This is a genomic window from Sphingomicrobium lutaoense, from assembly GCF_014195685.1.
Taxonomy (GTDB): domain Bacteria; phylum Pseudomonadota; class Alphaproteobacteria; order Sphingomonadales; family Sphingomonadaceae; genus Sphingomicrobium; species Sphingomicrobium lutaoense.
Window position 1 is genome coordinate 143,140 of the sequence record NZ_JACICF010000002.1, and the last position, 24,155, is coordinate 167,294.

Consider the following 24,155-nt stretch of genomic DNA (forward strand, 5'->3'; position numbering starts at 1 on the left):
GCTACCGACATGGCCAGAATGCTGATGGAGGGAAGGATAGTCTTGTTCACGCTCAACTCCTCAATTGAAAGGTTACCCGAGCAAGTGGACAAGAAAATGCAAACGCCACTTCCTTTGTTCCATCAATGATTTGCGTTAACTTTCTTCCGTCTAGATTCGGCACTGAAGGAAGAATAAGGCGGCCCCCGAAGGGGCCGCCCGGTCAATCGAAAAAATTCGCGAATGCCTATTCGGCGTCCGCCTCGATCAGCAGCTTGGGCCGCGGATCGGGAAGCGGCGCATCGCGGTCGCCGGTCTTCAGATAGGTGTCGAACCAGCGCATCATCCGCAGATTGTAATCATATTGCGCCGCGGCCTTGCGGTTGCCATGACCTTCGCCCGGATAGAGCACCAGACGGACGGGCGTGTCGGTCCGCACCTTGATCGAACGGTAGAGCTCGTAGCTCTGGCTCGGGCTCACGCGGGTGTCCTCTTCGCCATGCAGGATGAGGATCGGCGTATCGGCCTTGTCGACATGATAGATGGGCGAGACCTCGAGCATCTTCTGCCAATTGTCCCACGGCCAGGCGCGCGAATGGACATTGTACATCTCGTAGGGGATGTCGGTGGTGCCGAACTTGGAGATCTGGTTCGAGATGCCGACGAACATCACCGCTGCGGCAAATTCCTCCGACAGCGCGGTCGCGGCCCAGGCCGAGGCATAGCCGCCATAGGAACCGCCGGTGATGCCGACACGGTCGCGATCGGCGATGCCGCGCTCGACCAGCGCGCGCTTGGCATCGACCAGATCGGCGAATTCGGGATCGGTATAGCGGCCCTGGTGCTGCTTGGAGAAAGCGGTGCCATAGCCGGTCGAGCCGCGATAATTGGGCAGGAACACGGCATAGCCCTTGCCCGCCGCGACCTGGCCCGGCCCGCCATAATTGGTCACCCAGCCATTCGATTCATGCGCTTCGGGACCGCCATGCACGTCCATGATGAGCGGCGCGCCGCCCTGGGGAACGCCGCCGACCGGATGGATCAGCACGCCCTCGATTTCCTGGCCGTCGCGCGCAGTGTAGCGGAAGGTCTCCTGCTTGCCCAAGTCGATGTCCTTGAGCCAGGCATTGCTTTCGGTCCAACGAGTGAAGCTGCCGCCGTCGAGCTTGAACAATTCGCTCGGGTGGCTCGGCGAGGAAGCGCGTGCGACGAGCGTGCCGCCGTCGGCTTCGATGCCGGTGAGGATGAGCGCGCCGGGATCGACTTCGCCCGCCATATTGCCCGCGGCGTCATAATAGCGAAGAACGCTCTGGGCGCCCTTGTGGATAATCACCGCGAGACGGCCGTCGTCGAGCCATTCGCCGTCGACCGCGGCCTCGGGGGCGCCGGCATTGAGCGCGCGGAATTCACCCGTCGCGGTATCGACGAGATGGATGGTGGTATCCGCGGGGTCGTTCATGTCGACGCCCGCGATCAGCGAGAGCTGGCGCCCGTCGGGCGAGATTTCGACATCGCCGACCTTGCCCGGTGTCTTCACCTCGGCGCGTACATTGCCGCTGGCAAGATCGAGGACATGGAAGCGCTTGGAGGTATAGGTGTCGTCGATCTGCGGAGTGGGCTGCGATCCGATCACCGCATAGCTGCCGTCGGGCGAGACCTTGAATTCGGTGACATAGCCCGGGATCGCGATTTCGGCCGGGTCCTTTCCGGCGTCGAGGTCGCCGATCGCGGCACGGAACAGGCGATTGAAGCGCGCCTCTTCCTCATAGACGATGGCGTCGAAACCCTTGTCCTTTTCCTTGTCGCGCGCTTCGTCCTCGGCGGCGGCGGCGAGCATGTAGATGCTCGCCCCGTCAGGCGCCCAGGCATGGCTGTTCACGCCGGCATCGCCGAGCGCCGCGATCTTGCGATAAGTGCCGCCATAGACGGGCAGCGCATAGACCGAGCGATGGTCGTCATCCTCGGCCTTGTGCAAAAAGCTCACCCAGCGGCCGTCGGGCGAGAATTTGATGTCCGAGGCGCTGATGGTCGAGGGCAGATATTCGGTCGCCTGTTGCGGGCCGGTCGCGATCATCAGCTTCGACTGGTAGCTGTCATTTTCCTCGCCGGCGACGATGTCGGGCGTGCCGCCTGACTGGTAGGCGACGCGCGCGCCGTCGGGGGAGACCGCGATCGCGCCCACGCTTTTCAGCTTCGCGACGTCCTCCGGCGTCATCGGGCGCGCGAGCGCGGGCGTGGCAATCAGAAAGGCGGAAAGCGCGGTGGCGCCGAACAGCATCTTGGTCATGGTGTCTCCCGGACATCAGGTGAATGGATTTCGCGCCACACCCTACAGATGGCGGCGGCAATGGCAATTGCGCCTTTCGCTCGACTTTCGCGGGCGGCTTCGCCAGACTTGGCCCTCCCTGTTTGCTTGACCATCGTGGAGACCCGCCATGCCCCTCACCGCGCTGACGATCGCCCTTGCCGCCCAGTCGATTTCGCAGCCCGTGCCGCGCGCCGAATATCTGGCGACGATGGACGCGCAATTCTCGGCGATGGACAGCGATGGCAATGGCTGGGTCACCTCGGGCGAAGCCGCGCGGAAGATGACCGTGGATACGCAGGCGCAGGTGATGGCCGCCAACCGCCAGATCTTCCAGCGGCTCGACAAGGATCGCAACGGCCAGCTTTCCGCCGAGGAATTTGCCGGACTCGCGGCCTCGCCGCCGCCCGCCGATCCGTCGAACTTCATGCAGCGCGTCGATCTCAACAAGGACGGGCAGGTGACGCTGGTCGAGCATCGCACCGTGATGCTCGCGACCTTCGACCGGATCGATGCCGACAAGGACGGGGTGGTGACACCCGAGGAAATGCAGGGCGCGACCGGGGGAGCCGCGGGCCAATAGGCCTTCACCTTCGCGCCCGAAAGGCCTAAGAGAAGCCCATCCCCGGGGAGCCGGCCTTGGCTGAGAGGAACGTGTGGCAGCGTTCGACCCGCAGAACCTGATCCGGCTTACCCCGGCGTAGGAAGTGGATGATGCGCGTTGCGGCAAGGCCCGCTTCCGCCCGTCCGCTCCCGGCGACAGTAGGAGCGATTATCCATGCCCGATCTCGAGCTGACCGGTTGGCTGCTTCTGGCGTTCGGTCTCTATTCGCTTGCCGCGTCGCTCGGCGAACTGCGCAATCCGGGGCAATGGAAGGCGATGGTCGAGGGCCTCAACGACAGCTATGCCCTCTCCTTCCTCGCCGGGCTGGTGGTGTTTTCGCTCGGGTTCGCGATCGCGCTTGCCCATCCACTCGACCTGTCGGCCGATCCCCGTGCGGTAATCGTCAGCTTCATCGCGTACGGAATGATCATCGAAGGCATCACCTTTTTTGCCTTCCCCCGCTCGATGAGCGCCTTCGCCACCCGTCTCCTCAGTGCGGCGAGCCCGCTCTGGGTCATCATTTCGGCGCTGCTTGGCCTCATTGCCATCGTCGCCGCTTTCCCCCTTCTCCCCTTCTAGAAAGAATTTTCCCATGGCAGACCGCGACCCCAACATCGCTTCGCAGCCCCGCGTGACCACCGGCCCCATTCGCGGATCGCGCAAGATCCATGTCGAGGGCCGCGACGGCGTGCGCGTGGCGATGCGCGAAGTCCTCCTCGAAGGCGGCGAAGCGCCGGTGCCGGTCTACGATCCGTCGGGCCCCTATACCGACCCCGATGCCAAGATCGACATCATGGCGGGCCTGCCCGAACTTCGCCGCGACTGGATCCGCTCGCGGGGCGATGTCGAGGAAGTCACCCAGCGCGAAGTGAAACCCGAGGACAATGGCCAGCTCGGCCCCGACCGTTCGGGCGGGGTCGATCCCTTCCCCAATGTCCGCCGCCGGGTGCTGCGCGCCAAGCCCGGCCATAATGTCACCCAGATGCACTATGCGCGCAAAGGCATCATCACCCCCGAGATGGAATATGTCGCGATCCGCGAGAATCTGGGTCGCGAAAAGGCGCTCGGCCTGCCGCGCGACGGCGAGAGCTTCGGTGCGTCGATCCCCGATTTCATCACCCCCGAATTCGTCCGCGACGAAGTGGCGCGCGGGCGGGCGATCATTCCCAACAATGTCAATCATCCCGAATCCGAGCCGATGGCGATCGGGCGCAATTTTCTCGTCAAGATCAACGCCAACATCGGCAACAGCGCGGTGGCATCGGACGTCGCCACCGAGGTCGACAAGATGGTCTGGGCGACCCGCTGGGGCGCCGACACGGTGATGGACCTTTCGACGGGCCGCAACATCCATGACACGCGCGAATGGATCATCCGCAATTCGCCCGTGCCGATCGGCACCGTGCCGATCTACCAGGCGCTGGAAAAGGTCGGCGGGATCGCCGAGGACCTGACCTGGGAGATCTTCCGCGACACGCTGATCGAGCAGGCCGAGCAGGGCGTCGACTATTTCACCATCCATGCGGGCGTTCGCCTGCCCTACGTCCCGATGACCGCGAAGCGCGTCACTGGCATCGTCTCGCGCGGCGGGTCGATCATGGCGAAATGGTGCCTTGCCCATCACAAGGAAAGCTTCCTCTACGAGCATTTCGACGAGATCAGCGAAATCATGAAGGCCTATGACATCGCCTATTCGCTGGGCGATGGCCTGCGGCCCGGCAGCATCGCCGATGCCAATGACGAAGCCCAGTTCGCCGAGCTATACACGCTGGGCGAACTCACCAAGCGCGCCTGGGAACAGGATGTGCAGGTGATGATCGAGGGCCCCGGCCATGTGCCGATGCACAAGATCAAGGAGAATATGGAAAAGCAGCTCGAGGCCTGTGACGAAGCGCCTTTCTATACGCTCGGGCCGCTCACCACCGACATCGCGCCCGGCTATGACCATATCACCAGCGCGATCGGCGCGGCGCAGATCGGTTGGTATGGCACCGCGATGCTCTGCTATGTCACGCCCAAGGAACATCTCGGGCTGCCCGACCGCGACGATGTGAAGGTGGGCGTGGTGACCTACAAGCTGGCTGCCCATGCGGCCGACCTCGCCAAGGGCCATCCCGCCGCCAAGGTGCGCGACGATGCGCTGTCGAAGGCGCGCTTCGAATTCCGCTGGCGCGACCAGTTCAACCTGAGCCTCGATCCCGACACGGCCGAGCAATATCACGACCAGACGCTGCCCGCCGAAGGCGCCAAGACCGCGCATTTCTGCTCGATGTGCGGGCCGAAGTTCTGCTCGATGAAGATCACCCAGGAAGTGCGCGATTTTGCCGCGAAGCAGGAAGCGGGCGTGCTCAATTCGCTTCAGCCCGAAGCCGATGCGCCGGTCGACGGCAGCCAAGTCGAAAGTGCCGAGGAAGGCATGGAAAAGATGAGCGCGGTCTACCGGGCCAAGGGCGACAAGCTCTATCTCGACGAGGAAGAGGTCGAATGATCCGCATCGCCACCGCCGCGCTCGCGGCGCTCGCTCTCGCGGGCTGTACCGACGCGTCGGGCGATGCGCCCGTTTTCACTCCCTCGAGCCTGCCCTATCCCTTCTCGAGCGCGGTGGCGGTCGATGGCGTGCTCTATCTTTCGGGCGAGATTGGCGTGCTCGACGATGGCCGGACGCTCGCGCCCGGCGGGATCGAGCCCGAGACGCGGCAGATGTTCAAGCGGATCGGCAAGTCGCTGGCGGCGCACGGCCTCGGTTTCGACGATGTGTTCAAATGCACCGTGATGCTCGCCGACATGCGCGATTGGCCGGCCTTCAACGCCATCTATGCCGAACATTTCAGGAAAGGCCGCTATCCGGCCCGCTCGGCGATGGGCGTGAACGGGCTGGCGCTGGGCGCGCGGGTCGAGATGGAATGCTGGGCCTGGCAGGGGGACTAAAATCCGCCCCCTTTCGTAGAGTTTCGCTTCCCTGCCTCCGGGATCGTCCCCTAGCCTATCGGGCATGATGCGCCGGATCGTGACATCCGCAAAATTGCTGCTTGCAGCAACGGGGGCGCTCACCCTCACCGCCACCGCCGCCGCGCAGGAAGAGCAGGAGCGCCCCTCAAAACCGCGCCCCGCGCCCGACGATCCCGACGAACGCCTCCTCCCGCTTCCTCCGGCCGAGTTCGACAATGAACTCGCCATCGGCGGCGAGGATGTCGAAGCCAAGAAGATCGAGACCCGCCTCAGCGTCGAGGTCGAGATCAATGGCACCGGCCCCTATCAATTCATCGTCGACAGCGGCGCCGATACCTCCGCGGTGGGTTTTCGCATCGCCAACGATCTCAACCTGCCTTTGTCCACTCCGGCCACCATGGTCACCATCAATTCGCGCGACATCGTCGACCGCGTTCATGTCGCCTCGCTGGGGCTGGGTCCGACAACCACGGAAAATCTCGTCCTCCCCGTGCTTCGGGAAAGCGACATGGGCGGCGAGGGCATGATCGGCATCGATGCCCTGGCCAGCAAGCGGTTGCTGATGGATTTCGACGACAAGGTCATCAAGGTCGAGGATGCGCGCAGGAAGATCCGCAGCGAACCGGGCGAGATCGTCATCACCGCGCGGCGCCAGCGCGGCCAGCTCATCCTCACCGAGGTCGATGCCTCGGGCGTCAAGCTCGACGCGATCATCGATACCGGCAGCCAGATTTCGATCGGCAATAGCGCGCTGCGCCGTGAATTCACTCGCCGCCAGACCGCCACCATCGAGAAAACCGAGATCATCGGCGTCACGGGACAGACGGCCGATATCGACATCGCGATCCTGAAAGAGTTGGAGCTTGGCCCCATCACTCTGCGCAACGTTCCCGTCGCCTTCGCCGACGTTCAGCCCTTAGCCGCCTTCGGCCTCGCCGACGAGCCCGCCTTGCTGCTCGGCACCGATATATTGGAGAAATTCCGCAGCATCTCGCTCGACTTCAAGTCGCGCAAGGTCCGCTTCCGCTTGCGCCGCTGCCACACCCAGCGCGTCGTGCTCGGCCCGGCGGCGCGTTTGTCCTCGCGGATCAAGGCCAATGACCATGCGGCTTGCCGGTAGGGGCCACGCGCGCGGACCCTTTTCTGCGCGCACACGCTGCTTGAGCGACGTCGGGAGCCCTATGGGCAGTTTTCCATCGCGCGCTTCGCCATCCGCTCCATCGCACGCGCAAGCTTTTCGTCGGTTTCCTCGGCGTCTTGGGCCATTTGGACCATGCGTTCCGCCATCGCCATTTTTTCGAGATTGCGGGCGAGGGCGATGGCAGTCTGATAGCTGACCCGTTGGGATTGCTTCGCTTTGCGCAGCGCTCCTGCCAGCGCAACGTCGCGCAGCGGGCCCCGCACGATCGTTTCGGCATCGTTGCGGGCATCCTCGAGGATTGCATTCACCCAGATATTGTTCGCCTCGCCTCGGCTTGCGTCGACTTGCTCGATGAAGTGGGCGAAAGCGTCCCGTTGCTCGGCGCTGCGACGAGCATCTTCCTCGACGATGCTTTGCATAATCTCACTTGCCAACCAGCCGCGCACCTCGGGTAGGCGCTCGGCCATTTGCCGCTCACCGTCGCACAAGTCCTGGAGCGCCATCATCAGCAGGCTGCGTGTGGTATCGACCATTGCCATCGGATCTGTCCTTTCCAATGGAGTGAACAACTGTCGGGCCGATCCTTTCCCGAAATTTTCCCCGAAGTGCGGCTCGCCCTACGGCGCGGCGCAACATGGACCAGGACCGAGGTGAAGCGGAGCTGGGAGGCAAGTGCGGCGCCTTCCCGCCGCGTCTCGCTGAACCGTGGCTCTTCCACTCCCAAACGGGCATCTTGCTACCGGCCTGTTCGTTTCCTCCATGTCCCCGGCCATCCCGCCGGGACCGAGTAGAAAGGAGTAACGACATGACCACCACCACTTATGATCGCGAACGAAATGACCTGCTTACGCGGGATGAAACGAGCATGCTGATCTCTTCCGACAAGGTCGAGGGCACGACGGTCTACGACCGCGACGGCGAGAAGCTCGGTAGCGTCAAAAAGGTGATGCTGACCAAGCATGACGGGCGCGTGCGCTACGTCGTCATGGGCTCGGGCGGCCTTTTCGGCATGGGCGAGGATTTCACTCCACTGCCGTGGGACGCGCTCGAATATGATACCGACATCAATGGCTACCGCCTCAAGACACTGTCGAAGGACGATCTTGAACGGGACGAACCCCCGCGCTTCTCGTCGCAGAAGGATCAAAATTGGGACGAGGATTATGAGCGCCGGGTTCGGCTCTATTATTTCCCGGCAGTCTGATCGAGATGATCGGATCAACGAGAAGGGCGGCCCTCGCGCCGCCCTTTTTCATGGGTTGATCACTTGCATTCCGATGTACTGGCTGGGCTGGGCCAACGGCTGGAAATTAATCGACGCGCCGCCAAGCGGGCAGGTACCGGGTTCGTGCTATCTACCGGGTAGCGTTCTGCAGGCGCCAAGTCATCGCGAAATATTGGCGGATTGCCGCAGGATGAAATTTTCCGCTCTGTGGACAATTGTTGTCGTTAATTGGATGTTCAGTTCCAAATGGTCTAGGCTGCCAGCGATGAAGTTTGCGTAATTTTGCGTTCTGTTTCAAATGGTTAACAAATAGTGAAGGAATGAGACAATGAAGACCCGTATTCTACTGACGGCTAGCGCCATTGCTCTCGCGACGACTTCCGCCACCGCCTTCTGGTCGCAGGAAGACACGCAGTTCGATTATGACGCCGACGCTGCCGAGGCACGGGCCGAATATGACGCCGAGGTCGCGGACATCGAAGCCGACCGGGTGCAGGCGATTGCCGAGCTCGAAGCCGTGCTGAACAATCCCAATTCTTCGCCCGAAGACATTGCCAAGGCGCAGGAAGACTATGCCGAGGCGATGGCCGAACTCGACGGCGAGCTGGCCGAAGCACAGGCCGAGCTTGACGAGGAACTGCGCGACATCGCGACTGACCTCGCCGAAGATCTCGAGGACGATGCCAAGGACGCGGCAGAAGACCGTGACGACGATCTCGAGGACGAAATGGAAGACGCCGCCGAAGCTGCCGAAGAAGCAGCCGAGGAAGCGGCCGAAGCCGCCGAGGAAGCTGCTGAAGAGGCCGAAGAAGCCGCTGAGGAAGCTGCCGAGGAAGCTGCTGAAGAGGCAGCCGAGGAAGACGCCGAGGACGATCACGACGACGACTGATCGCCAACGCAAATCCGAATGTTTCATGGGCGCGTCTTGGTCCCAAGGCGCGCCCATCGATTAAGCGAGGGGGAAACCTGACAATGAAGAAGATTCTGACCGGCTGCCTGATGGCCGGAACCGCAATGGCGCTGCCAGCCGCAGCGCATGCCAACGACAAATGGTCGTTCGAACTCGAGGCCGAGGCTTTCTACGACAGCCAGCTGGTGGTCGAGGAAGTCGACCTTGAGGAATCGCAGGACGATTTTGGCCTCAAGCTGGGTGCCGATGTCGAATTCCAGGCGATCGACAAGAAGGCGTTCGAACTCGAACTGGGTTATGATTTCGGCCAGACGCTCTATGCCGAGTTCGACGAATTCAACCTGCAGTCGCACGTTGCCCATGTCGAAGCGGCGACCCGCCTTGGCGGTGCCAAGCTGGGCGCGCGCTATGCCTTCGGTCATTACCGCCTCGACGGCGATGCGCTGTTCGACGTGCATAGCATCACGCCGAGCGTCGCGGGCTTTATCGCCGACCAGCTCTATGCGCGCGGCTATTACACCTATTCGGACAAGGACTTTTCCGAACGCGACGGTCGCGACGCGACCAATCACCAGGTGGGCGGCAGCCTTTTCAAATTCTTCGACGGCAATGCGAGCTATGTCTCGCTGAGCGGTCGCTGGGAACAGGAAGACGCCTTCGATCCGGCCTTCGACTATGACGGCTTTTCGATCGGGGCCGACGCGCGCATGTCTCTTAATGGCAAGCGCAGCGGCCCCTATGTGCAGGCCGGTGTCGATTACCGCGACCGCGACTATGACGCGATCACGCCCTCGATCGGCGAGATTCGCACCGAGGACCGGCTGCGCGGCAAGGCGGCGTTCGTCTATCCGCTGAGCGACAAGATGCGGCTCGAGACCGCCTATCGCTACACCGACCGCAACTCCAACCTGCCGAGCGCAGACTATGTCGAACATCGCGCCAGTGCCGGAGTGGCGTTCGAACTGTAACGCCCGCGCCGGATGATCCGGCGACAGCAAAGGAAAAGGCCCGGTGCATCATCGTCATGCACCGGGCCTTTTTTCTGCTTTCGCGCTTTTCAAATCACCGCCGCGGCGATGGCGTAGGCCGGCATGGCCAGGCTGACGAGCAGCAGGCTCGAACCCGTGGCGGCGAAAGCGGCGAGCGCGGAGCGGATCTGTTCGGTCTTCATCTTCTCTCTCCTTTTATCGAGGCGGGCCGACTGGGGGACCGGCCCTTCCTCATGCCCCTTGTTCTACTCCTTCCCGCTGCCCAAGCGTGAACACTGTTATTGCAACGCCTTTTGCAGTATTTGAGAGGGGGTTAACGGCCGGAGACAAAGGCCGATGTTCGACTGGGACGATCTACGTTTTTTCCTTGCGGTTGCCCGCTCGGGCAGCACGCTCGCCGCGTCGCGCGCGCTGCGGGTGAGCCAGGCCACCGTATCGCGCCGCGTCACCGCCTTCGAGGAACGTGTAGGCGCGACGCTTTTCGACCGAGGGCCGTCGGGTTACAGCCTCACTCCGCGTGGGCAAGCGCTGGTCGAGGAAGCCGAGCGGGTCGAGGACAGCGTCCGGCGGCTCGAGGACCGGCTCGACGCCGACAATCGCCACCTCGCGGGCGAAGTGCGGCTGACGACGGTGGAATCGGCGGCATCGGCATGGATCATTCCCGCGCTCGCCCGGCTGCGCGAAAAGCATCCCGACATTGCCGTCGATCTCATCACATCGGATGCCTATCTCGACATCGCGAGTGGCGAAGCCGATGTTGCGATCCGTTTCGGCGACCGCCCCGACGATCCGCGCCTCATCGCGCGCCATCTCGTCGAGATGGAGGAATGCCTTTATGCGGTGCGCGACATGGTGGTGCATCTCGGTCGGCCGACCGGCGCCGCCGACCTGTCGCGCTACCCGCTGATCGTGTCGAGCCATCCGCGCGAGCGCTTCGAGCGCTGGATTGCCGACAATATTCCCGAGCCCAAGATCGCGCATCGCATCAACACGCTGTCAGGCGAACTGGCGGCGGTGCGCGCGGGGCTGGGCGCGGCGATGCTGCCTTGCCTGATGGGCGACGCGGTTAAGGGTCTCGTCCGGCTGCTTCCCCCGATCGAGAGCCTGCGGACGCCCTGCTGGATGGTGACCACCGACCGCGCGCGCAAGCAGCCGCCGGTGCGCGTGGTGATCGACACGGTGGTCGACGAGATCCAGCGCCAGACCGCTCCGCCCGAGAGCGCTGCCGCGCGCTCGCACAAGCACCAAAGGAAAAGGGCGGCCCGGCATTAACCGGACCGCCCTTCCCTTCCCGCATCGGGGCGCGGGAGAATGGTCACCCCTTACGCAGGCTGCATATTGGGCATTTCATTCTTCTGCTGGCTCTTGGCATTCAGATTGACCGACTTCTCGGCAAGATCGGTCATATTCTCGTCGGCCTGGTAGATATCGGCCGTGATGCTGTCGAGCTTCGAGCAATGGTCACTCTTGCCGAGCGCTTCGGCGAAGGCCTTGGCGGTGCCGAAGCCGCAGATGCCATAGTGGCACATGCGCTGATATTGGGCGATGATCGCGACGTCGCGAACGTCGGGATCGTCGATATCGGCTTCGATGGCATGCTTGCGGGCTTCCTTCACGAGGCCTTCCATGCCCTTGCAATGTTCCTTTTCCGAAACGCCCATGTCATCGAGCAGCGACTGGACGGTCTCGGTATGCTTGCCGATGCCTTCCGAGGCCTTTTCGAGACGGCTTTTGAGCTTCTTGCAGCCGGCTTTCTGGGCCAGCTCGTCGACGACCTTCTTCATCTGGTCATTGGCCGACCAATTGTCCTTGAGCTCCGAAACATAAAGGTCTTCGAGATTCTTGGGGGTACTCATTTTACTCTCCTTTTTGACAAACGGGGAACGCGGGCGGGTGTGGTCCGCCGCCCGCACGCATGATGCCGACGCGTGGAAAATCGCTTTCGTTCCGGTCAAATCGCCTCGCCGTGCGCGTGGTGCGACGGGCTGACGAAGTCAGCTTTCCTCGTCGATGAAAAGCACGCCGCGCACGAGGTCGCGGCTGTCGCTGCGCCCGCCGAGCGAGCCCGCGAGTATGCCCATCGACGCGAGGAACAGGCTCAGCTTCACATGGTCGAGCGTCCGTACCGCGGGATCGACCGTGGGCCAGGTCTCCATGAGCTTTCCGGGAAAGACGCTGACGATGCCGAGATACATGAGGAGGCCGAAGCCCGCGAACAGGAGGAGAAGCGTGATCGCGAGGCTGAGCAAGGTCACGCTGATCGTCACCACGGTGGTTTCGGCAAGATAGCGGTCGCGGCTCATCACCGCATCGAGCGCAAAGGCACGGTAGAGGACGAACAGGGCGGCAAGCACGCTGACGAGCGCGAACAGGCTGACCTGGCCGATCGAGACCGCGCTGGCGACGTCCCAGGTCTCGGCACTGAAGAGAAGGACGATGATCACCGACAGTCCCGCCGCGACCATCGTCGGCAGGCTCATCACCAGCTTGAAGGGATTGGCGCGGATGAGAGCGCGCACGATTTCGGGCGCATCGCGCAGAAGAGTCGAGAGAATGAAGGGCAGACGCGCGCCCCGGGTGCGCCGTTCATGCGCTTCGCGCGGGAGGACGCGGTCGACCCTTGCCCATTGCTTTTCGTCGAGCCGCTCCATGCGGTCGAGATCCTCGACCCGTTCGAGGGGATGCATCGCATTGTCGGGGTCTGAAGAGGGTGGCAGGTTCACCAGCTTGCCGAAGCTATGGAGAAGAAGCGCGCTCAAGCGGCGAGCGGCGATGTCATGGTTATTGCCTTCGCCCCAGAAGCCCGGATCGAGCCGCTTGGTCGAAAGGATTGCGATATTGGTGAGCTGGCTCGGAAGCGCGAGCGTATAGGCACGGGTCGAGGCGGTAAGATCGACCTCGGTGACCACGAGCAGGAACTGGATATTTCGCTCGGCTTTTTCGGCAAAGGCGATCTGGAAGAAATCGAGCGGTGAATAAGAGCCGGCGCCCGGGGTGAGATGGGGGCCGTTAAAGGCGATGATTTCGGTCTCGAGCCGATGCTCGGCGGGAATCGTCTGCTTGAAGCGTTCGACGCCGTCACGGACGAGCGCGGAGAAGGCCTCGCTGTCCTGCCCTTCGACGTCCATGGTCATCACGCCGATGCGAAAGACGGACGGATCGCTGGTGGAGGAAAGGGGATGCGGCATCGCCCTTAAGGACGCGTGGCGGCGGCCAAAGGTTCAATCCTCGCCGGACCGCCGCCAGCGTTCCGCGCCTGCCGCTTTTCTGCTATTCGAGGGATAAATGGGGAACGAGGGGGCACGACATGACGAAATATTGGGTGGCACTGATCCCGGCGGCGCTGATCCTGCCCGGCTGCGCGGCGGCGGACGACCGCGAACGTTCACTGGCGCGCTGCGAGCGCACCCTGGCGCGCAACGCCTCCCCCGATGTCGCGGCCAAGGCCTGCAATTGCATCGTCGATGGTCTGGCCGCCGAGGGGCTGACGATCCTCGGCGCGGTCAATGACGAGCGCGGAAAGGCGATCGTCCGTTCATGCGGACGCGACGCCGGATTGCCGGTCGCTTCCTGAGTTAGTGAAAGGAATCAATATGAAATGGATTGCCGCTGCGGCCGCGCTTGCGCTGTTTCCCTCCGCGCTTCACGCGCAGGACAAGAAGATCGTCATCCCGCAGGACGAGGATGCGCGCGACTTTTTCGAGAAATATGGATTTGCCGAGGCCGTGGTGGTCGGCGACACCGCGTGGCTTTCGGGCGTGGTCGCGGGTGAAAGCGAGGGCGTGACCTTGGAACAGAGCCTCGGCTACACTTTCAAATATGCGGGCGACGTCCTCGAACGGGCGGGCTTTTCCTGGGACGATGTGGTCGACATCACCACCTATCATGTCGACCTGCCCGCCTCGATCGAAGCGGTCGCCGAGGCCAAGAAGCGGCATATCCCCGCCGCGACCCATGCATGGACCGCGATCGATGTCGATCGCCTCTATCCCGACAGCGGGCTGGTGGAAATCAAGATTACCGCGCGGCGGATGGGCGGTGACGACGAATAGGCCTATTGGCCGGGCTGATATTTTTCCATCACCTCGGCGCCGGTGAGGCGCGGGCGCTCGCCCGCGAAGCTGTAATAGCCGGGCTTGCCGTCGATGAAGATTTCTTCCTTCATGGTGAATTCGCGCGCCCCGGGGAAAAGGCCGGGCGAGAAGCTGGTCTTGTCGGCGGGCAGGTAGCGAAAGAAGAGATGGGTGCCGCACTGGTTGCAAAAGCCCCGCTCGGCCCATGTCGAGGAGCGGTAGCGCGTGACATTCTCCTCGCCATGCAGCGTGAAATCCTCGGCCATTCGGGTCGAGAGATAGGCGCCTCCGCCCCAGCGCACGCACATTCCGCAATGGCAGGCATCGACCGTTTCGTCGGGAAGGGTGAGGTCAATTTTCACCGCGCCGCACAGGCATTCACCGCTGAGGTCCACGCTCATTTGCCCACTCCTGCCTTGTCGAGTTCGGGGCCAAGCCTTCCCGTAAGCCACAGCCCCCACATGCGAAAATCGGCAAGCAGCGACCAGCCGGGATAGGTGAAGGTCGCGGGCCGGTTATGCTCGACCGTGAAATGGGCGATCCAGGCAAAGAAATAGCCTGCGAGCGGCATCAGGAGCAGCGCCAGCCAACGCCCCGTGAACAATGCGTAGATCGCGATCAGCACGACCAAGGTGGTGCCCACATAATGGAGCGCGCGGGTCAGGGGCCGCGCATGTTCGCGCAGGTAGAAGGGCCAGAATTCGGCAAAGCTCTGCATCCGCTCGGACATGGGCTCATCCTGCACCCGTGCGCCGCGCGCTGGCAAGCCTAGTTGGCGCCCCATGGCGGCGGCGGCGCGGGAACCGGCCTGGACAGGTCGAACTCGGCGCGAAAGAAGCGCCCGCTCGGTCGGCGCAGTTCATAGGCGAGCAGGTCGCCCTCGACCTCCATAGCCCAGACATTGGTGACCGAAGCGCTCAGCCCCTCTTCCTCGAACATCGCGATCGATTCGGCATCGACCGGAAATTCCTGCCGCGAGGCGGTGCCGGACGAGCGGGTATCGCCGCCATAGAAGGTCACCGCATAGGGGCTGCCGTCCTCATGGCGATGGTCATGCTTGAGGCGAAGGCCCCCGTCCGTGCGCGTGACGATCCAGGTGCGCGAACGGTCCTCGCCGACATGGAGCGGCATGCGGATGCGGTTCGCATCGCATTCACGGACATGGACGACCATCGGCTTTCCCCGCCAGTCGGCATCGGCGGGATCGTCGCTGACGATGCGGCCCGAAAAAGCCTGCCCGCACAAGGCCGACAGTCGCGCAAAGAAAGCGTCCTGCGGATCGGACCCGCCCGGCGCGGTGGCGCAAGCGGCGGTCATGGCCGCCAGCGCCGCAATGATCGCCCTGCCGATCACAGCATGCCGAGAATGACGCGCTGACCGAAGTTCGGATTGGTCGGCGACAGTTGGCGGGTCGACAGCGTGCCCTTGGCCTGGCTCATCGGGGTGCAGGCCGCAATCGTGCCGGTGCGCGCGAATTCGTCGGCCTTGCCGATCGAATCTTCGGCCACCGTGCCGAGCGGCGTGAAGATGTCGTCGCTGGCGGCGCAATTGTTGGTGAAGACGCTGGCCAGCCCGTCATAATAATCGGCGACGCCATCGGCGCTTTCGGTCTTGAACGCGAGGACGCGCAGGCGGTCGTCGCATTCCGACCGGTCGCGCGCGATCTGGCCCACGGGCTTGCCGAAGGTGTCGCGCCCGACGAGCGCGCTGTTGGTCTTGAGATAGCTGCGCATGCTGTTGGCAAGCAGTTCGCTTGCAGAGGCCGAGCTGCCGGTCGTGACGAACGCGATGCGCATCGGGTTCACCGCGTTGGGAACGGTCTGGAACAGTTCGGTGCTGTTGTTGGCCGACTTGGAAGAACGGAAGGTGGTGCGGCTGAAGACCTGACCCACCCGGCCCTTGCCGAGAAGGTCGCCGAAATATTCGGCCACGCTGACCAGCCCGCCGCCATTGTAGCGAAGGTCGATCACCAGCTTGTTCACGCCGGCGTCGTTGAACTGCTTGAAGGCGGCGGCAAGATCGGCCTCGGCGGTCGAGGAGAAGAAAGTCCGCAGGTTGATATAGCCGATCGGCGGCTCGCTGCCGTTGGGGAACAATTCGACCCCGTAGCGCGGCGAAATCGGCTGCAGCTCATATTCGGCCGAAGTCAGGCTGGCGCTGACCGTGCTGCTGCTCGAGACCGTGCGGAACTCCAGATAGACGGTGGTGCCGTCCACGGTCGGGAAGACGAGGTCGGAGAGAAAGCCGATGCCGTCCTGCGCGATGATCTGGGCGGGCGTGCGCAGATTGGACTGGCTGGTGCCGATCCGCACGATCTCGGTGCCGCGGTCGATGCCGAGCGCGAAGGCCGGACCTCTCTCATAGACTTCGCGCAGATAGAGGCGGTCACCCGAGGTGAGCACCGGGCTCCATCCGAAATCCTGCGTCGTGGCATTCTGGATGAAGTCATTCTCTTCTTGGATCGAGGTGATGTAGGTGAAGCCGCGATCGATCCCCTGGTCGCGCGCCGGTTTGACGAGCGCGTCGATATAGCTTTGCACCGTGTCATGGTTGGCCGGGTTGACGCTGGTGTCGAGAAGGTCGGGGAAAAGATACCATTCCTCCAGTTCGCCCAGCACCCAGGCCTGGCGGGCCGACAGGGCGCAGGTGTCCCCGCCTCCGCCACCACCGCCGCCACCGCCGCCGATGGGAGGAGGCGTCGTCGTGCCGCTGCTGCCGCCGCAGGAAGCGAGCATCGCCGCGATGCACAGGATCGAGGTGGAACGGATGAAACGCATGACTGGGGCCTTTCGTGGGGGGCCCGACGCCAGCCCTTGCCGGTCAAGACAAGGCCTTTCGTCGGCCTGGCGGGATTGATCGTCGGAAAAGACTGCCAGCATTGACCCCGCGCTGCTAGTAAAAAATTTCCATTGTTGGAGTAGGTTAATTGATGATCGCCCTCGCCGGCCTGCTGCTGGCCGGCCAAGCTGCCGAGCCCGCCACCTCCGCCCGTCCGGACGATCAGGACGCCATCGTCATCCGCGGCACCCTGCCCGAAACCCAGTCGGAAATGGTCCGCGAGATGGTCCGCGCCTTGGCGCCCGGAAGCGTGCGCGACACTGTGCCCCGTTTCCACGATCCGCTCTGCCCCTTCGTGGTCGGGCTGCCCGAGGAAAGCGCTTCGCTGGTCACTACCCGCATGCGCGCAGTTGCCGAAGCGGTCGGGCTGGGCGCTGCCAAGCCGGACTGCAAGGCCAATCTCCTCCTCGTCGTAGCCAGCGAGCGCGAACCCCTGTTCAAGCATTGGCGCAAGAACCATCCCGACATCTTCTTCGGCAGGGAGCCCGCCGACATCCGCCGCCTGCGCGACACCGAGGGGCCGATCGTCAGCTGGCAGATCATCCAGCCCGCCGACCGCAATCTCGATCCCCTGCCGCGCGATATCATTACCGGCGTGACCTATAATGAAAGCAGCGAGGATCCCTTGCGGCTGCGCGTCGCGACGCGTCCCGACGTGCGCGCCTCGGTGGTAGTGGTCGATAGCGAGGCGGTCGACGGCATCTCGACCTATCAGCTGGCCGACCATGTGCTGATGAGCGCATTGGCCCCGATGCGCCGCAGCGCGGCCGAGGATCTCGATGCCCCGACCATCCTCCATCTCTTCCGCGAGATCGACAGCGAGCAAGGCGCGGTCCAGTCGGTCACCGCCTGGGACTTTGCCTTCCTGCGCGCGATGCACAGCACCGAGAATACGGCCTATGCCGCAAGCTTCCGCAGCGAGGTGCAGGCCAAGATGGAGGACGAGCTTTCGCGCCGCAGCGCCGAGGAACTCGAGGAGTAGCGCGCGCCTATTTCGCCGCCAGCTTCTCGACCGCGGCGAGGGTCTTCGCGACATGATCCTGATAGTCCATGTCGCTATGGACCATCACGATCGTCCCGTCCCGCCCGATCACATAGCTGGTGCGATCGGTCATCGGGGTGACCGCATCGACCACCGGCATCGCGACATCATAGGCATCGATCAGCGCGGGAAAGGCGCGCGCCATCGGGACGATCGAACGACAGACTTCGGTCGAGAAGCGCTTGAGCGTTGGCAGATCGTCGGCGGACAGGCCGATCACCCGCGCTCCTGCCTTGCGAAACTTGGGCATGGCGTCGGCAAAGGCCTTACTTTCGAGCGTGCAGCCCTTGGTGAAGGCCTTGGGGAAGAAATAGAGAACCACCGGGCCTTCGCGCAATTGCTCGGACAGATGGAGCCGGAAGGTCTGGCCGCCCAAGGCGCCCATGGTGCGGAAATCGGGAGCCTTGGCACCGACCGGCAATTCGGCGGTCGCGGGTGCGGCAATCAGCGCCGCGAACAGGGCCATCAACCCGGTCTTGCGCATCGTCAGTCTCCCTCGGTCGGCTCCAAGGGATAGTCGGGGGACGCCAGCGGGGCAAGCGGATCGGTCGAGGGCGGCCGCGGCGCCGAGCCGCGCAGCATCGCGTCGAGGATGATGAACCGCTCGGGCCCGTAGCTGATATATTGGCGGCCGTTCTGGCGGCGCACCGACAGTTCGAAATCGGCCGAACCGTCGGCTTCCGATCCATCGGCGCCGACGAGCGTCAGCCCCTCGAAGCTCAAGGAGCGACGGTTGCCGTTGGGAAACTGGATGTCGACGATGGTCTCGACGTCATTGTCCTCGCGCACCCCCGCGGTGCAGCGAACCGAGCTGCCATAGCCCCGCCCTTCGCAATAGATCTGACTCACCGCGCGATAGTTGATGCCCGGCAGCAGCGGCGATTCCTCTTCCTCCTCCTCTTCGGATTCCTTTTGCGGGCGGCGAAGCGCGAGGATCGTGTAGCCCCCTACTTCGCCGACGATCTGCGCTTCCTTGAGCTGATTGGCATCGCGGGTGGTGGGGCAGCCGATCAGTTCGACATCCTCGCCCGCCCAAGCGGCGACCGCGGCGCTATTGCCCAGCTGGCGGCAGGGATCGCCCTTTGCGGGATAGCCTTCGCCGACGACATTGAGCTGTTCGGGCCAGCCTTCGGGGGCAAGCTGGTCGATCCGGTCCTGATCGCTCGGGCCGCAGGCGGCGAGCGTGGCGCTCGCGGCGAGAATGATCGGGAAATGCTTCATGGACGGGGACTCGCAATGGGATATTGGCCGGGATCGATGCGGGTTTTGCCCACGCCTTCGCCATCGGGGAAGATGGTCTTTTCGGGATGCGCGGGCATCAGCGATTTGAAGAAAGCGAAACCGGGCGCCATGTCCTTTTCGAAATCGCCGGTGGGATGAATGGTCGGGCCGATGATGCCGAGCTTATGCTCATAGTCGGGGCCGACGCAGACGATCGGCACGCCCGCTTCCAGCGCGATGCGGTAGAAGCCGCTTTTCCAATCCCTCGTTGCCGAGCGGGTGCCCTCGATCGCGATGACGAGCGCAAATTCCTCATGCCGCGCGAATTCGGCGGCGATCTGCCGGACGCGGTCGGCGCGCTTGCCCCGATCCACTGGAATACCCCCCATGTCGAGCATGAAGCGGCGCACCGGCCAGCGGAACAGGCTTTTCTTGCCCATATAATGTGGACGGATGCCCATCGCGTCGACGGTGCCGAGGAAGACGACGAAATCCCAGTTGGAGGTGTGCGAAGCGCCCGCCAGCACATATTTGCCCCCCGGCGGCAGCGTGCCCGCGGCGCGCCAGCCCGTCAGCCTGAACAGTCCCACGACCGCCGCGCGTGCCAGTCGCGAGAGAAGGCCGGGTCGGTGGGTCGCATCAAGCGTCGGAATGTCGCCCATGCCTTGTCATGTTCCAACCCGCCGCCCCGCGCAAGGGGAACCCGCGCGGCGTGCGAGGGTTGGAAAGCGCGAGGAGAGAGAAATGCACAAGAAACTGATGATCGCCGCCGCGCCGCTCCTGCTGCTGACGGCGTGCGACGGGGTCGATACCGACACCGACACCGCGATCGACACCACTCCCGACACGATCGACCAAGGCATGGTCGAGGAAAGCGGACCCCTGGTGAACGAGGTTCCCGCGGCCACCGCCGATGGCGACAGCGATGACGGGGTCGCCGACCCCGACGCGATCGTCGAGTAGAGACAAAGGGCGTGATGGCGCGTTCCCCGGCGCGGCGCTGGTGGACAAGCGGGTCCGTCGCGGCGTCGCTTCTGATGCTCGGCGCCTGTTCGGGCGAACGCAGCGCGCGGCTCGACGCCGGTGACGGTCGCCCCGCCTCGACCGCCGAAGCGCTCGAAAGCCAGGGCACGATCACCGAGACGCTGGCGGCCGATCCGACCATGACGATCATGCTCGCCAACCTGCGCGCCGCGGGCATGGGCGAGATCCTGTCGGACAAGGGCCCCTACACCCTGTTCGCTCCGACCAACCTTGCCTTCTCGCGGCTCGAGCCCGGCACGGTCGAAGCGCTCCGTCTGCCCGAGCGCAAGCCGCTTCTCGTGCGGACGATCGCACTTCATGTCGTTCCGGGCGAAATGAGCTCCAACGATCTCACCAACCGTATCGAACGCTCGGAAGAAGGGTCGGTCGTCCTGAAGACCGCGGGCGGGTCGCCCCTTACCGCCACGCTGGTCGATGGCCATCTGACCCTCACCGATGCACGTGGCCAGAGCGCGATCCTCGTGACCACTGACATCCCCGCCGACAATGGCGTGGTGCATGTCATCGACCGGCTGATGATGCCGGGCTGAACAAGCAGGACGGCGCGGCGCCCCGCTCAAACGCGCTGCGCGTGCCTGCTGGGCGCCGTCGGTTCCACCGGCGGCGCCTTTCCTTTTTTAAATCCTAGCGTGCGGCGGGCCGGAGGCCCGAGGCGTCGCGACCGTGGAGCCAACTTTGCGTCGCGGTCATGCTGAAGATCGGCTTGAAGCCACGCGCCGCACGATCCCTGGTGGGCAAGGGCAGGTCATCGAGATAGAGCCAGCCCTCCTCGCTGCGCATCGCCAGCAGCGCATGATCGCTGCCATCGTCGCGCTTGCCGACGAGCAGCAGCAGATCCTCCTCGGGAACCCCGAGATGAACAAGTGCGGCGCGCTTGAGGATCGCCACATCCTCGCAGTCGCCAGCGCGGCGGCCCCAGCTTTCGCGCGGATCGGCCCAATGGTCGGCCTTGCCCCACATGTCGGCATCCTCGCGATAGCGGATGATCGACTGGACCAGCGCGTTGACCAGCTCGGCCTGCTTGAGGCGGCTGGCGTCGCGCACGGGTTCGACGAGAGTGGCAAGTTGGGCGGGAGCCGGCACCTGCGCCAGCATTTCCCAACGGTCGCGATAGGGATGCGCCGAAGCCGCGAGCGCCCGCGTTCCGAGAATATCGGGGGCGAACGGCTCGGTGGCCGTTGCCCCCGCCGGACTTAAAAATGCCAATGCCCCCACCAGCAGGGCCATGCGCGAACGTCGCCGTCCGCAGCGCGATGCCATCAATTTCGTTCCCCCCGGCCGGACTGGACGCCGGACCCGAAAACAAGGTTACTCTCCAGGGGAAATCCTGCCCGAAAAGCCGCCGGAGCCTAGGGGGGCGTAAACGCGAATTTTCCGGTTGTCGCCCAGCCGAGTCTATTGCGCGACGAACCGCGCAAAGACCTTGATTCGTATCAATTTTCAAAAAGGGGCGCGCGGTCCGATCAACCGAACAGGGCGGGAATGACCCACACCAGCGTCATCGCGATGACGATCAGCACCAGTGAGACACCGAGAACCCAGCGGCCGACATGCGGCTTGACCGCACCCGTTGCCTCTTCCTCGGTGACATGAATTTCCTCGCCGTCCTTGTGCATATCGCCTCCGCTTGATCCTATATCCTGCAACCGCTGGCCGGATGATTGGTTGCCTCGCAAAGCACCGCCGAATGAAAGAAGATGATGCACCCAACTGCACGCCGCGGCAAGCACGAGGCAAGAAAAGGCTGTTGTTCGCGACAAACGCGCCATAAGTTCGCTTCCGTGACAGGAGCGCGCACCGCATGACCAGCCTTCCGACCTTGCACGCCGCTCTGGCGATGCTGGTGGCGACCGGCATGTTCGTGGCCTTCGCCAGCAACCGCTTCCGCGTCGAGATCGTCTCGCTCTTCACCATCGGCACGATCGCGCTGATGCTCTATTTCCTGCCCATTCCCGGGATGGCACCCAAGGCGGGCATCGCCATGGCGTTCGGCGGGTTCGGCCATACCGCGCTGATCACCATCGTCGCGCTGATGGTCATGGGGCGGGGCTTGGTGGTAACCGGCGCGCTGCAACCTGCCGCTCGGGCGCTGGCGAGCGTCTGGCGGGTCGGGCACCATCTCGGCCTCCTCGTCACGCTCGCGCTCGCCATGGCGGCCTCGATGGTGGTCAACGACACGCCGGTTCTGGTGCTGCTTATCCCGATCATGGTGCAGTTGGCGCAGGGCGGCGCGATGCCCGCTTCGAAGACCCTCATCCCCCTGAATGCCGCGATCCTCATTGGCGGCATGGCCACCACCATCGGCACCTCGACCAACCTCCTGGTCGTCTCGATCGCCGCCGATCTCGGGATGCCGCAGCTCGACATCTTCCACTTCACGCCGATCGTGATGATGGCGGCGCTCATCTGCCTGCCCTACATCTGGCTGGTGATGCCGCGCCTGTTGCCCGACAACAGTCCCGAGGCCGGGCACGAACCGCGCCGCTTCATCGCCAGCCTTCGCATCGGCACTTCGAGCAACTGGCTCGGCAAGACCAGCGATGAAGTGATCGACCGGCTGCCCGACGGCTTCCGCTTTCTCCATGGCGGCGAGACTTTCCAGCCCGGCACGCGCGTCGCGGTTTCGGCGACCGCGGAAGCGCTTCGCGAAGGCGCGCGCAAATTGGGAGCGACCGCCGCGCCGCGCTGGCTGATCGAGCGGATCCACCAGGACAGCGCCCAGCATGGCGAGGACCTGGTCGAAGCCGAAATGGCGATCAGCGCCGACAGCCGGCTCGTCGGCCGCACCCTCCAGACCGCGGGGATCGAGGGCGTCGCGGTGATGGGCGTGAGCCAGGCCCCCACGCGCAGCTTCGCCGCCCCGCGCGAACCGAGCGCCGAGGCGCGGCTTGCCGAAGGCGACATCCTGCTCATCCTCGGACGCGAAAGCGCGCTGCAGGAATTCGCGCAGAGCGAGGCGCTTCTGATGCTCGACGGGGCGCGCCCGCTGCCGCGCACGTCCAAGGCGCTCACCGCTGCGGCGATCATGGGGACCGCGGTGCTGCTGGCGTCGCTGGGAATTGTGCCGATCGCCATCTCGGCATTGGCGGGCGCCATCGCGATGTTCGTCACCGGCTGCGTCCATTTCGACAAGGTAGGCCGCGCATTGTCGGCCAAGGTGATCGTGCTAGTCGCTGCCTCGATCGCCATCGGTGACCTCATCTTCCGAAGCGGCGCGGCGCAATATCTGGGCGAGCTGCTCGCGTCGGGGATGGAAGGGCTGTCGGGCTCGGTGGTGCTCGCGCTCATCATGCTGTTCGTCACGCTGTTGACGAACTTCGCCTCGAACGCGACCGCCGCGGCGGTGGGGACGCCGATCGCCTTCTCGCTGGCGGGGCAATTGGGCTTGCCGGTCGAACCGTTGGTGCTCGCGGTGCTGTTCGGCTGCAACCTCTGTTATGCGACGCCGATCGCCTACCAGACCAACATGTTGATCATGGCCGAAGGCGATTATGAATTTAAGGATTATCTCAAGACAGGGATCCCGCTCGTGGTGCTGATGGTGGTCAGCCTCTCGGTGATCCTGTCGCTGGTCTACGGCCTGTGAGTTGGCCGGGACGGGGCGCTGAGGCCCCGTCCTAGCGGCCTTCGGTGGCGAGCCAGCCGGTCAGCACATAAAGCAGGATCGCGATCGGGCCGGTGATCAGCGCGCCCACCACGAAGGCCAGGCGGATGATCAGCGGGTCGGTGCCCGAATAATCGGCGAGGCCGGCGGCGACGCCCATGATCTTGCCCTTGTGGGGCTTGACGACGAAACGGTTGGACATGTCACTCTTTCTTCTCTCAGGCAGGGGGT

29 protein-coding genes and 1 riboswitch are annotated in these 24,155 nt (G+C 63.9%); of the genes, 15 read left to right on the forward strand and 14 right to left on the reverse strand.

What is annotated here, in order from left to right; genetic code table 11:
* Positions 1 to 226: 226 nt before the first annotated feature.
* Positions 227 to 2,266 carry a S9 family peptidase gene (locus tag FHS50_RS08850; protein WP_183934086.1) on the reverse strand — a complete coding sequence of 680 codons (2,040 nt, stop codon included), beginning with the start codon at positions 2,264 to 2,266 and terminating at the stop codon, positions 227 to 229.
* A 148-nt stretch (positions 2,267 to 2,414) separates the two neighbouring features.
* On the opposite strand from FHS50_RS08850, the gene FHS50_RS08855 reads away from it, so the two are divergent.
* From FHS50_RS08855 to FHS50_RS08875, 5 genes are all read left to right on the forward strand, one after another.
* Positions 2,415 to 2,867 carry an EF-hand domain-containing protein gene (locus FHS50_RS08855; protein ID WP_183934400.1) on the forward strand — a complete coding sequence of 151 codons (453 nt, stop codon included), beginning with the start codon at positions 2,415 to 2,417 and terminating at the stop codon, positions 2,865 to 2,867.
* A 33-nt stretch (positions 2,868 to 2,900) separates the two neighbouring features.
* Positions 2,901 to 3,009: riboswitch (TPP riboswitch) on the forward strand.
* 53 nt (positions 3,010 to 3,062) lie between these two features.
* Positions 3,063 to 3,467 carry a hypothetical protein gene (locus FHS50_RS08860; RefSeq protein WP_183934087.1) on the forward strand — a complete coding sequence of 135 codons (405 nt, stop codon included), beginning with the start codon at positions 3,063 to 3,065 and terminating at the stop codon, positions 3,465 to 3,467.
* A 13-nt stretch (positions 3,468 to 3,480) separates the two neighbouring features.
* Positions 3,481 to 5,376: a phosphomethylpyrimidine synthase ThiC gene (gene thiC, locus FHS50_RS08865; RefSeq protein ID WP_183934088.1), complete on the forward strand. Its 1,896-nt coding sequence runs from the start codon at positions 3,481 to 3,483 to the stop codon at positions 5,374 to 5,376.
* A complete protein-coding gene (locus FHS50_RS08870) occupies positions 5,373 to 5,816 on the forward strand; it encodes a RidA family protein (protein ID WP_183934089.1) in 444 nt (147 codons plus the stop codon). The genes thiC and FHS50_RS08870 overlap by 4 nt, the downstream gene beginning before the upstream one ends.
* 64 nt (positions 5,817 to 5,880) lie before the next feature.
* Positions 5,881 to 6,957 carry an aspartyl protease family protein gene (locus FHS50_RS08875; RefSeq protein ID WP_183934090.1) on the forward strand — a complete coding sequence of 359 codons (1,077 nt, stop codon included), beginning with the start codon at positions 5,881 to 5,883 and terminating at the stop codon, positions 6,955 to 6,957.
* Positions 6,958 to 7,016: 59 nt separating this feature from the next.
* On the opposite strand, the gene FHS50_RS08880 is transcribed toward FHS50_RS08875, so the two are convergent.
* Entirely contained in the window at positions 7,017 to 7,517 is a 501-nt protein-coding gene (locus FHS50_RS08880) for a DUF892 family protein (protein WP_183934091.1), read from the reverse strand.
* 266 nt (positions 7,518 to 7,783) lie between these two features.
* Between FHS50_RS08880 and FHS50_RS08885 the strand changes: the two genes are divergently transcribed.
* From FHS50_RS08885 to FHS50_RS08900, 4 genes are all read left to right on the forward strand, one after another.
* Positions 7,784 to 8,182: a PRC-barrel domain-containing protein gene (locus FHS50_RS08885; RefSeq protein ID WP_183934092.1), complete on the forward strand. Its 399-nt coding sequence runs from the start codon at positions 7,784 to 7,786 to the stop codon at positions 8,180 to 8,182.
* Positions 8,183 to 8,531: 349 nt separating this feature from the next.
* Positions 8,532 to 9,092, forward strand: a complete 561-nt coding sequence (locus tag FHS50_RS08890) for a hypothetical protein (protein WP_183934093.1) — start codon at positions 8,532 to 8,534, stop codon at positions 9,090 to 9,092.
* 83 nt (positions 9,093 to 9,175) lie between these two features.
* Positions 9,176 to 10,081 (forward strand): outer membrane beta-barrel protein, encoded by a 906-nt coding sequence (locus tag FHS50_RS08895; protein WP_183934094.1) that lies wholly within the window; start codon positions 9,176 to 9,178, stop codon positions 10,079 to 10,081.
* A gap of 357 nt (positions 10,082 to 10,438) precedes the next feature.
* On the forward strand, positions 10,439 to 11,374 hold the full coding sequence (locus FHS50_RS08900) for a LysR family transcriptional regulator (RefSeq protein WP_183934095.1): 936 nt from the start codon (positions 10,439 to 10,441) through the stop codon (positions 11,372 to 11,374).
* 50 nt (positions 11,375 to 11,424) lie between these two features.
* On the opposite strand, the gene FHS50_RS08905 is transcribed toward FHS50_RS08900, so the two are convergent.
* Both FHS50_RS08905 and FHS50_RS08910 read right to left on the reverse strand, forming a co-directional pair.
* Positions 11,425 to 11,958: a YciE/YciF ferroxidase family protein gene (locus tag FHS50_RS08905; protein WP_183934096.1), complete on the reverse strand. Its 534-nt coding sequence runs from the start codon at positions 11,956 to 11,958 to the stop codon at positions 11,425 to 11,427.
* Between the two features lie 138 nt (positions 11,959 to 12,096).
* Positions 12,097 to 13,290 (reverse strand): hypothetical protein, encoded by a 1,194-nt coding sequence (locus tag FHS50_RS08910; RefSeq protein ID WP_183934097.1) that lies wholly within the window; start codon positions 13,288 to 13,290, stop codon positions 12,097 to 12,099.
* Between the two features lie 119 nt (positions 13,291 to 13,409).
* On the opposite strand from FHS50_RS08910, the gene FHS50_RS08915 reads away from it, so the two are divergent.
* Together FHS50_RS08915 and FHS50_RS08920 are read left to right on the forward strand one after the other, a co-directional pair.
* A complete protein-coding gene (locus FHS50_RS08915) occupies positions 13,410 to 13,676 on the forward strand; it encodes a hypothetical protein (protein WP_183934098.1) in 267 nt (88 codons plus the stop codon).
* A 19-nt stretch (positions 13,677 to 13,695) separates the two neighbouring features.
* Complete coding sequence (locus FHS50_RS08920) at positions 13,696 to 14,154, forward strand: Rid family hydrolase (RefSeq protein ID WP_183934099.1); 459 nt, start codon at positions 13,696 to 13,698, stop codon at positions 14,152 to 14,154.
* 2 nt (positions 14,155 to 14,156) lie between these two features.
* Here FHS50_RS08920 and FHS50_RS08925 read toward each other — a convergent pair whose 3' ends face one another.
* From FHS50_RS08925 to FHS50_RS08940, 4 genes are read right to left on the reverse strand one after another with little or no spacing between them, the layout of a single operon-like run.
* Positions 14,157 to 14,576 (reverse strand): GFA family protein, encoded by a 420-nt coding sequence (locus FHS50_RS08925; RefSeq protein WP_183934100.1) that lies wholly within the window; start codon positions 14,574 to 14,576, stop codon positions 14,157 to 14,159.
* Positions 14,573 to 14,905 (reverse strand): Mpo1-like protein, encoded by a 333-nt coding sequence (locus FHS50_RS08930; protein ID WP_183934101.1) that lies wholly within the window; start codon positions 14,903 to 14,905, stop codon positions 14,573 to 14,575. The genes FHS50_RS08925 and FHS50_RS08930 overlap by 4 nt, the downstream gene beginning before the upstream one ends.
* A 38-nt stretch (positions 14,906 to 14,943) precedes the next feature.
* Positions 14,944 to 15,528, reverse strand: a complete 585-nt coding sequence (locus tag FHS50_RS08935; RefSeq protein WP_343050671.1) for a hypothetical protein — start codon at positions 15,526 to 15,528, stop codon at positions 14,944 to 14,946.
* Complete coding sequence (locus FHS50_RS08940; RefSeq protein ID WP_183934102.1) at positions 15,525 to 16,952, reverse strand: S41 family peptidase; 1,428 nt, start codon at positions 16,950 to 16,952, stop codon at positions 15,525 to 15,527. The genes FHS50_RS08935 and FHS50_RS08940 overlap by 4 nt, the downstream gene beginning before the upstream one ends.
* Positions 16,953 to 17,104: 152 nt before the next feature.
* Between FHS50_RS08940 and FHS50_RS08945 the strand changes: the two genes are divergently transcribed.
* A complete protein-coding gene (locus FHS50_RS08945; RefSeq protein WP_183934103.1) occupies positions 17,105 to 17,995 on the forward strand; it encodes a hypothetical protein in 891 nt (296 codons plus the stop codon).
* Between the two features lie 7 nt (positions 17,996 to 18,002).
* Here FHS50_RS08945 and FHS50_RS08950 read toward each other — a convergent pair whose 3' ends face one another.
* The 3 genes from FHS50_RS08950 to FHS50_RS08960 are packed head-to-tail and all read right to left on the reverse strand — an operon-like array spanning position 18,003 to position 19,938.
* A complete protein-coding gene (locus FHS50_RS08950; protein ID WP_183934104.1) occupies positions 18,003 to 18,539 on the reverse strand; it encodes a peroxiredoxin in 537 nt (178 codons plus the stop codon).
* 2 nt (positions 18,540 to 18,541) lie between these two features.
* Positions 18,542 to 19,276 (reverse strand): hypothetical protein, encoded by a 735-nt coding sequence (locus FHS50_RS08955; protein ID WP_183934105.1) that lies wholly within the window; start codon positions 19,274 to 19,276, stop codon positions 18,542 to 18,544.
* The gene (locus FHS50_RS08960) at positions 19,273 to 19,938 is read right to left on the reverse strand and encodes a lysophospholipid acyltransferase family protein (RefSeq protein ID WP_183934106.1); all 666 of its coding nucleotides are present in this window, start codon (positions 19,936 to 19,938) and stop codon (positions 19,273 to 19,275) included. Before FHS50_RS08960 ends, FHS50_RS08955 begins: the two co-directional genes overlap by 4 nt.
* An 82-nt stretch (positions 19,939 to 20,020) precedes the next feature.
* Here FHS50_RS08960 and FHS50_RS08965 point away from each other — a divergent pair, with 82 nt between their 5' ends.
* Positions 20,021 to 20,239: a hypothetical protein gene (locus FHS50_RS08965; RefSeq protein ID WP_183934107.1), complete on the forward strand. Its 219-nt coding sequence runs from the start codon at positions 20,021 to 20,023 to the stop codon at positions 20,237 to 20,239.
* 14 nt (positions 20,240 to 20,253) lie between these two features.
* Positions 20,254 to 20,850 (forward strand): fasciclin domain-containing protein, encoded by a 597-nt coding sequence (locus FHS50_RS08970; RefSeq protein ID WP_183934108.1) that lies wholly within the window; start codon positions 20,254 to 20,256, stop codon positions 20,848 to 20,850.
* 94 nt (positions 20,851 to 20,944) lie between these two features.
* Here the strand turns inward: FHS50_RS08970 and FHS50_RS08975 are convergent, their stop codons facing one another.
* Complete coding sequence (locus FHS50_RS08975) at positions 20,945 to 21,580, reverse strand: transglutaminase-like cysteine peptidase (RefSeq protein WP_183934109.1); 636 nt, start codon at positions 21,578 to 21,580, stop codon at positions 20,945 to 20,947.
* A 203-nt stretch (positions 21,581 to 21,783) separates the two neighbouring features.
* A complete protein-coding gene (locus FHS50_RS08980) occupies positions 21,784 to 21,936 on the reverse strand; it encodes a hypothetical protein (protein WP_183934110.1) in 153 nt (50 codons plus the stop codon).
* Between the two features lie 185 nt (positions 21,937 to 22,121).
* Here FHS50_RS08980 and FHS50_RS08985 point away from each other — a divergent pair, with 185 nt between their 5' ends.
* A complete protein-coding gene (locus FHS50_RS08985; protein WP_183934111.1) occupies positions 22,122 to 23,906 on the forward strand; it encodes an SLC13 family permease in 1,785 nt (594 codons plus the stop codon).
* A gap of 31 nt (positions 23,907 to 23,937) precedes the next feature.
* Here FHS50_RS08985 and FHS50_RS08990 read toward each other — a convergent pair whose 3' ends face one another.
* Positions 23,938 to 24,126, reverse strand: a complete 189-nt coding sequence (locus FHS50_RS08990; protein ID WP_183934112.1) for a PspC domain-containing protein — start codon at positions 24,124 to 24,126, stop codon at positions 23,938 to 23,940.
* Between the last annotated feature and the right edge of the window lie 29 nt (positions 24,127 to 24,155).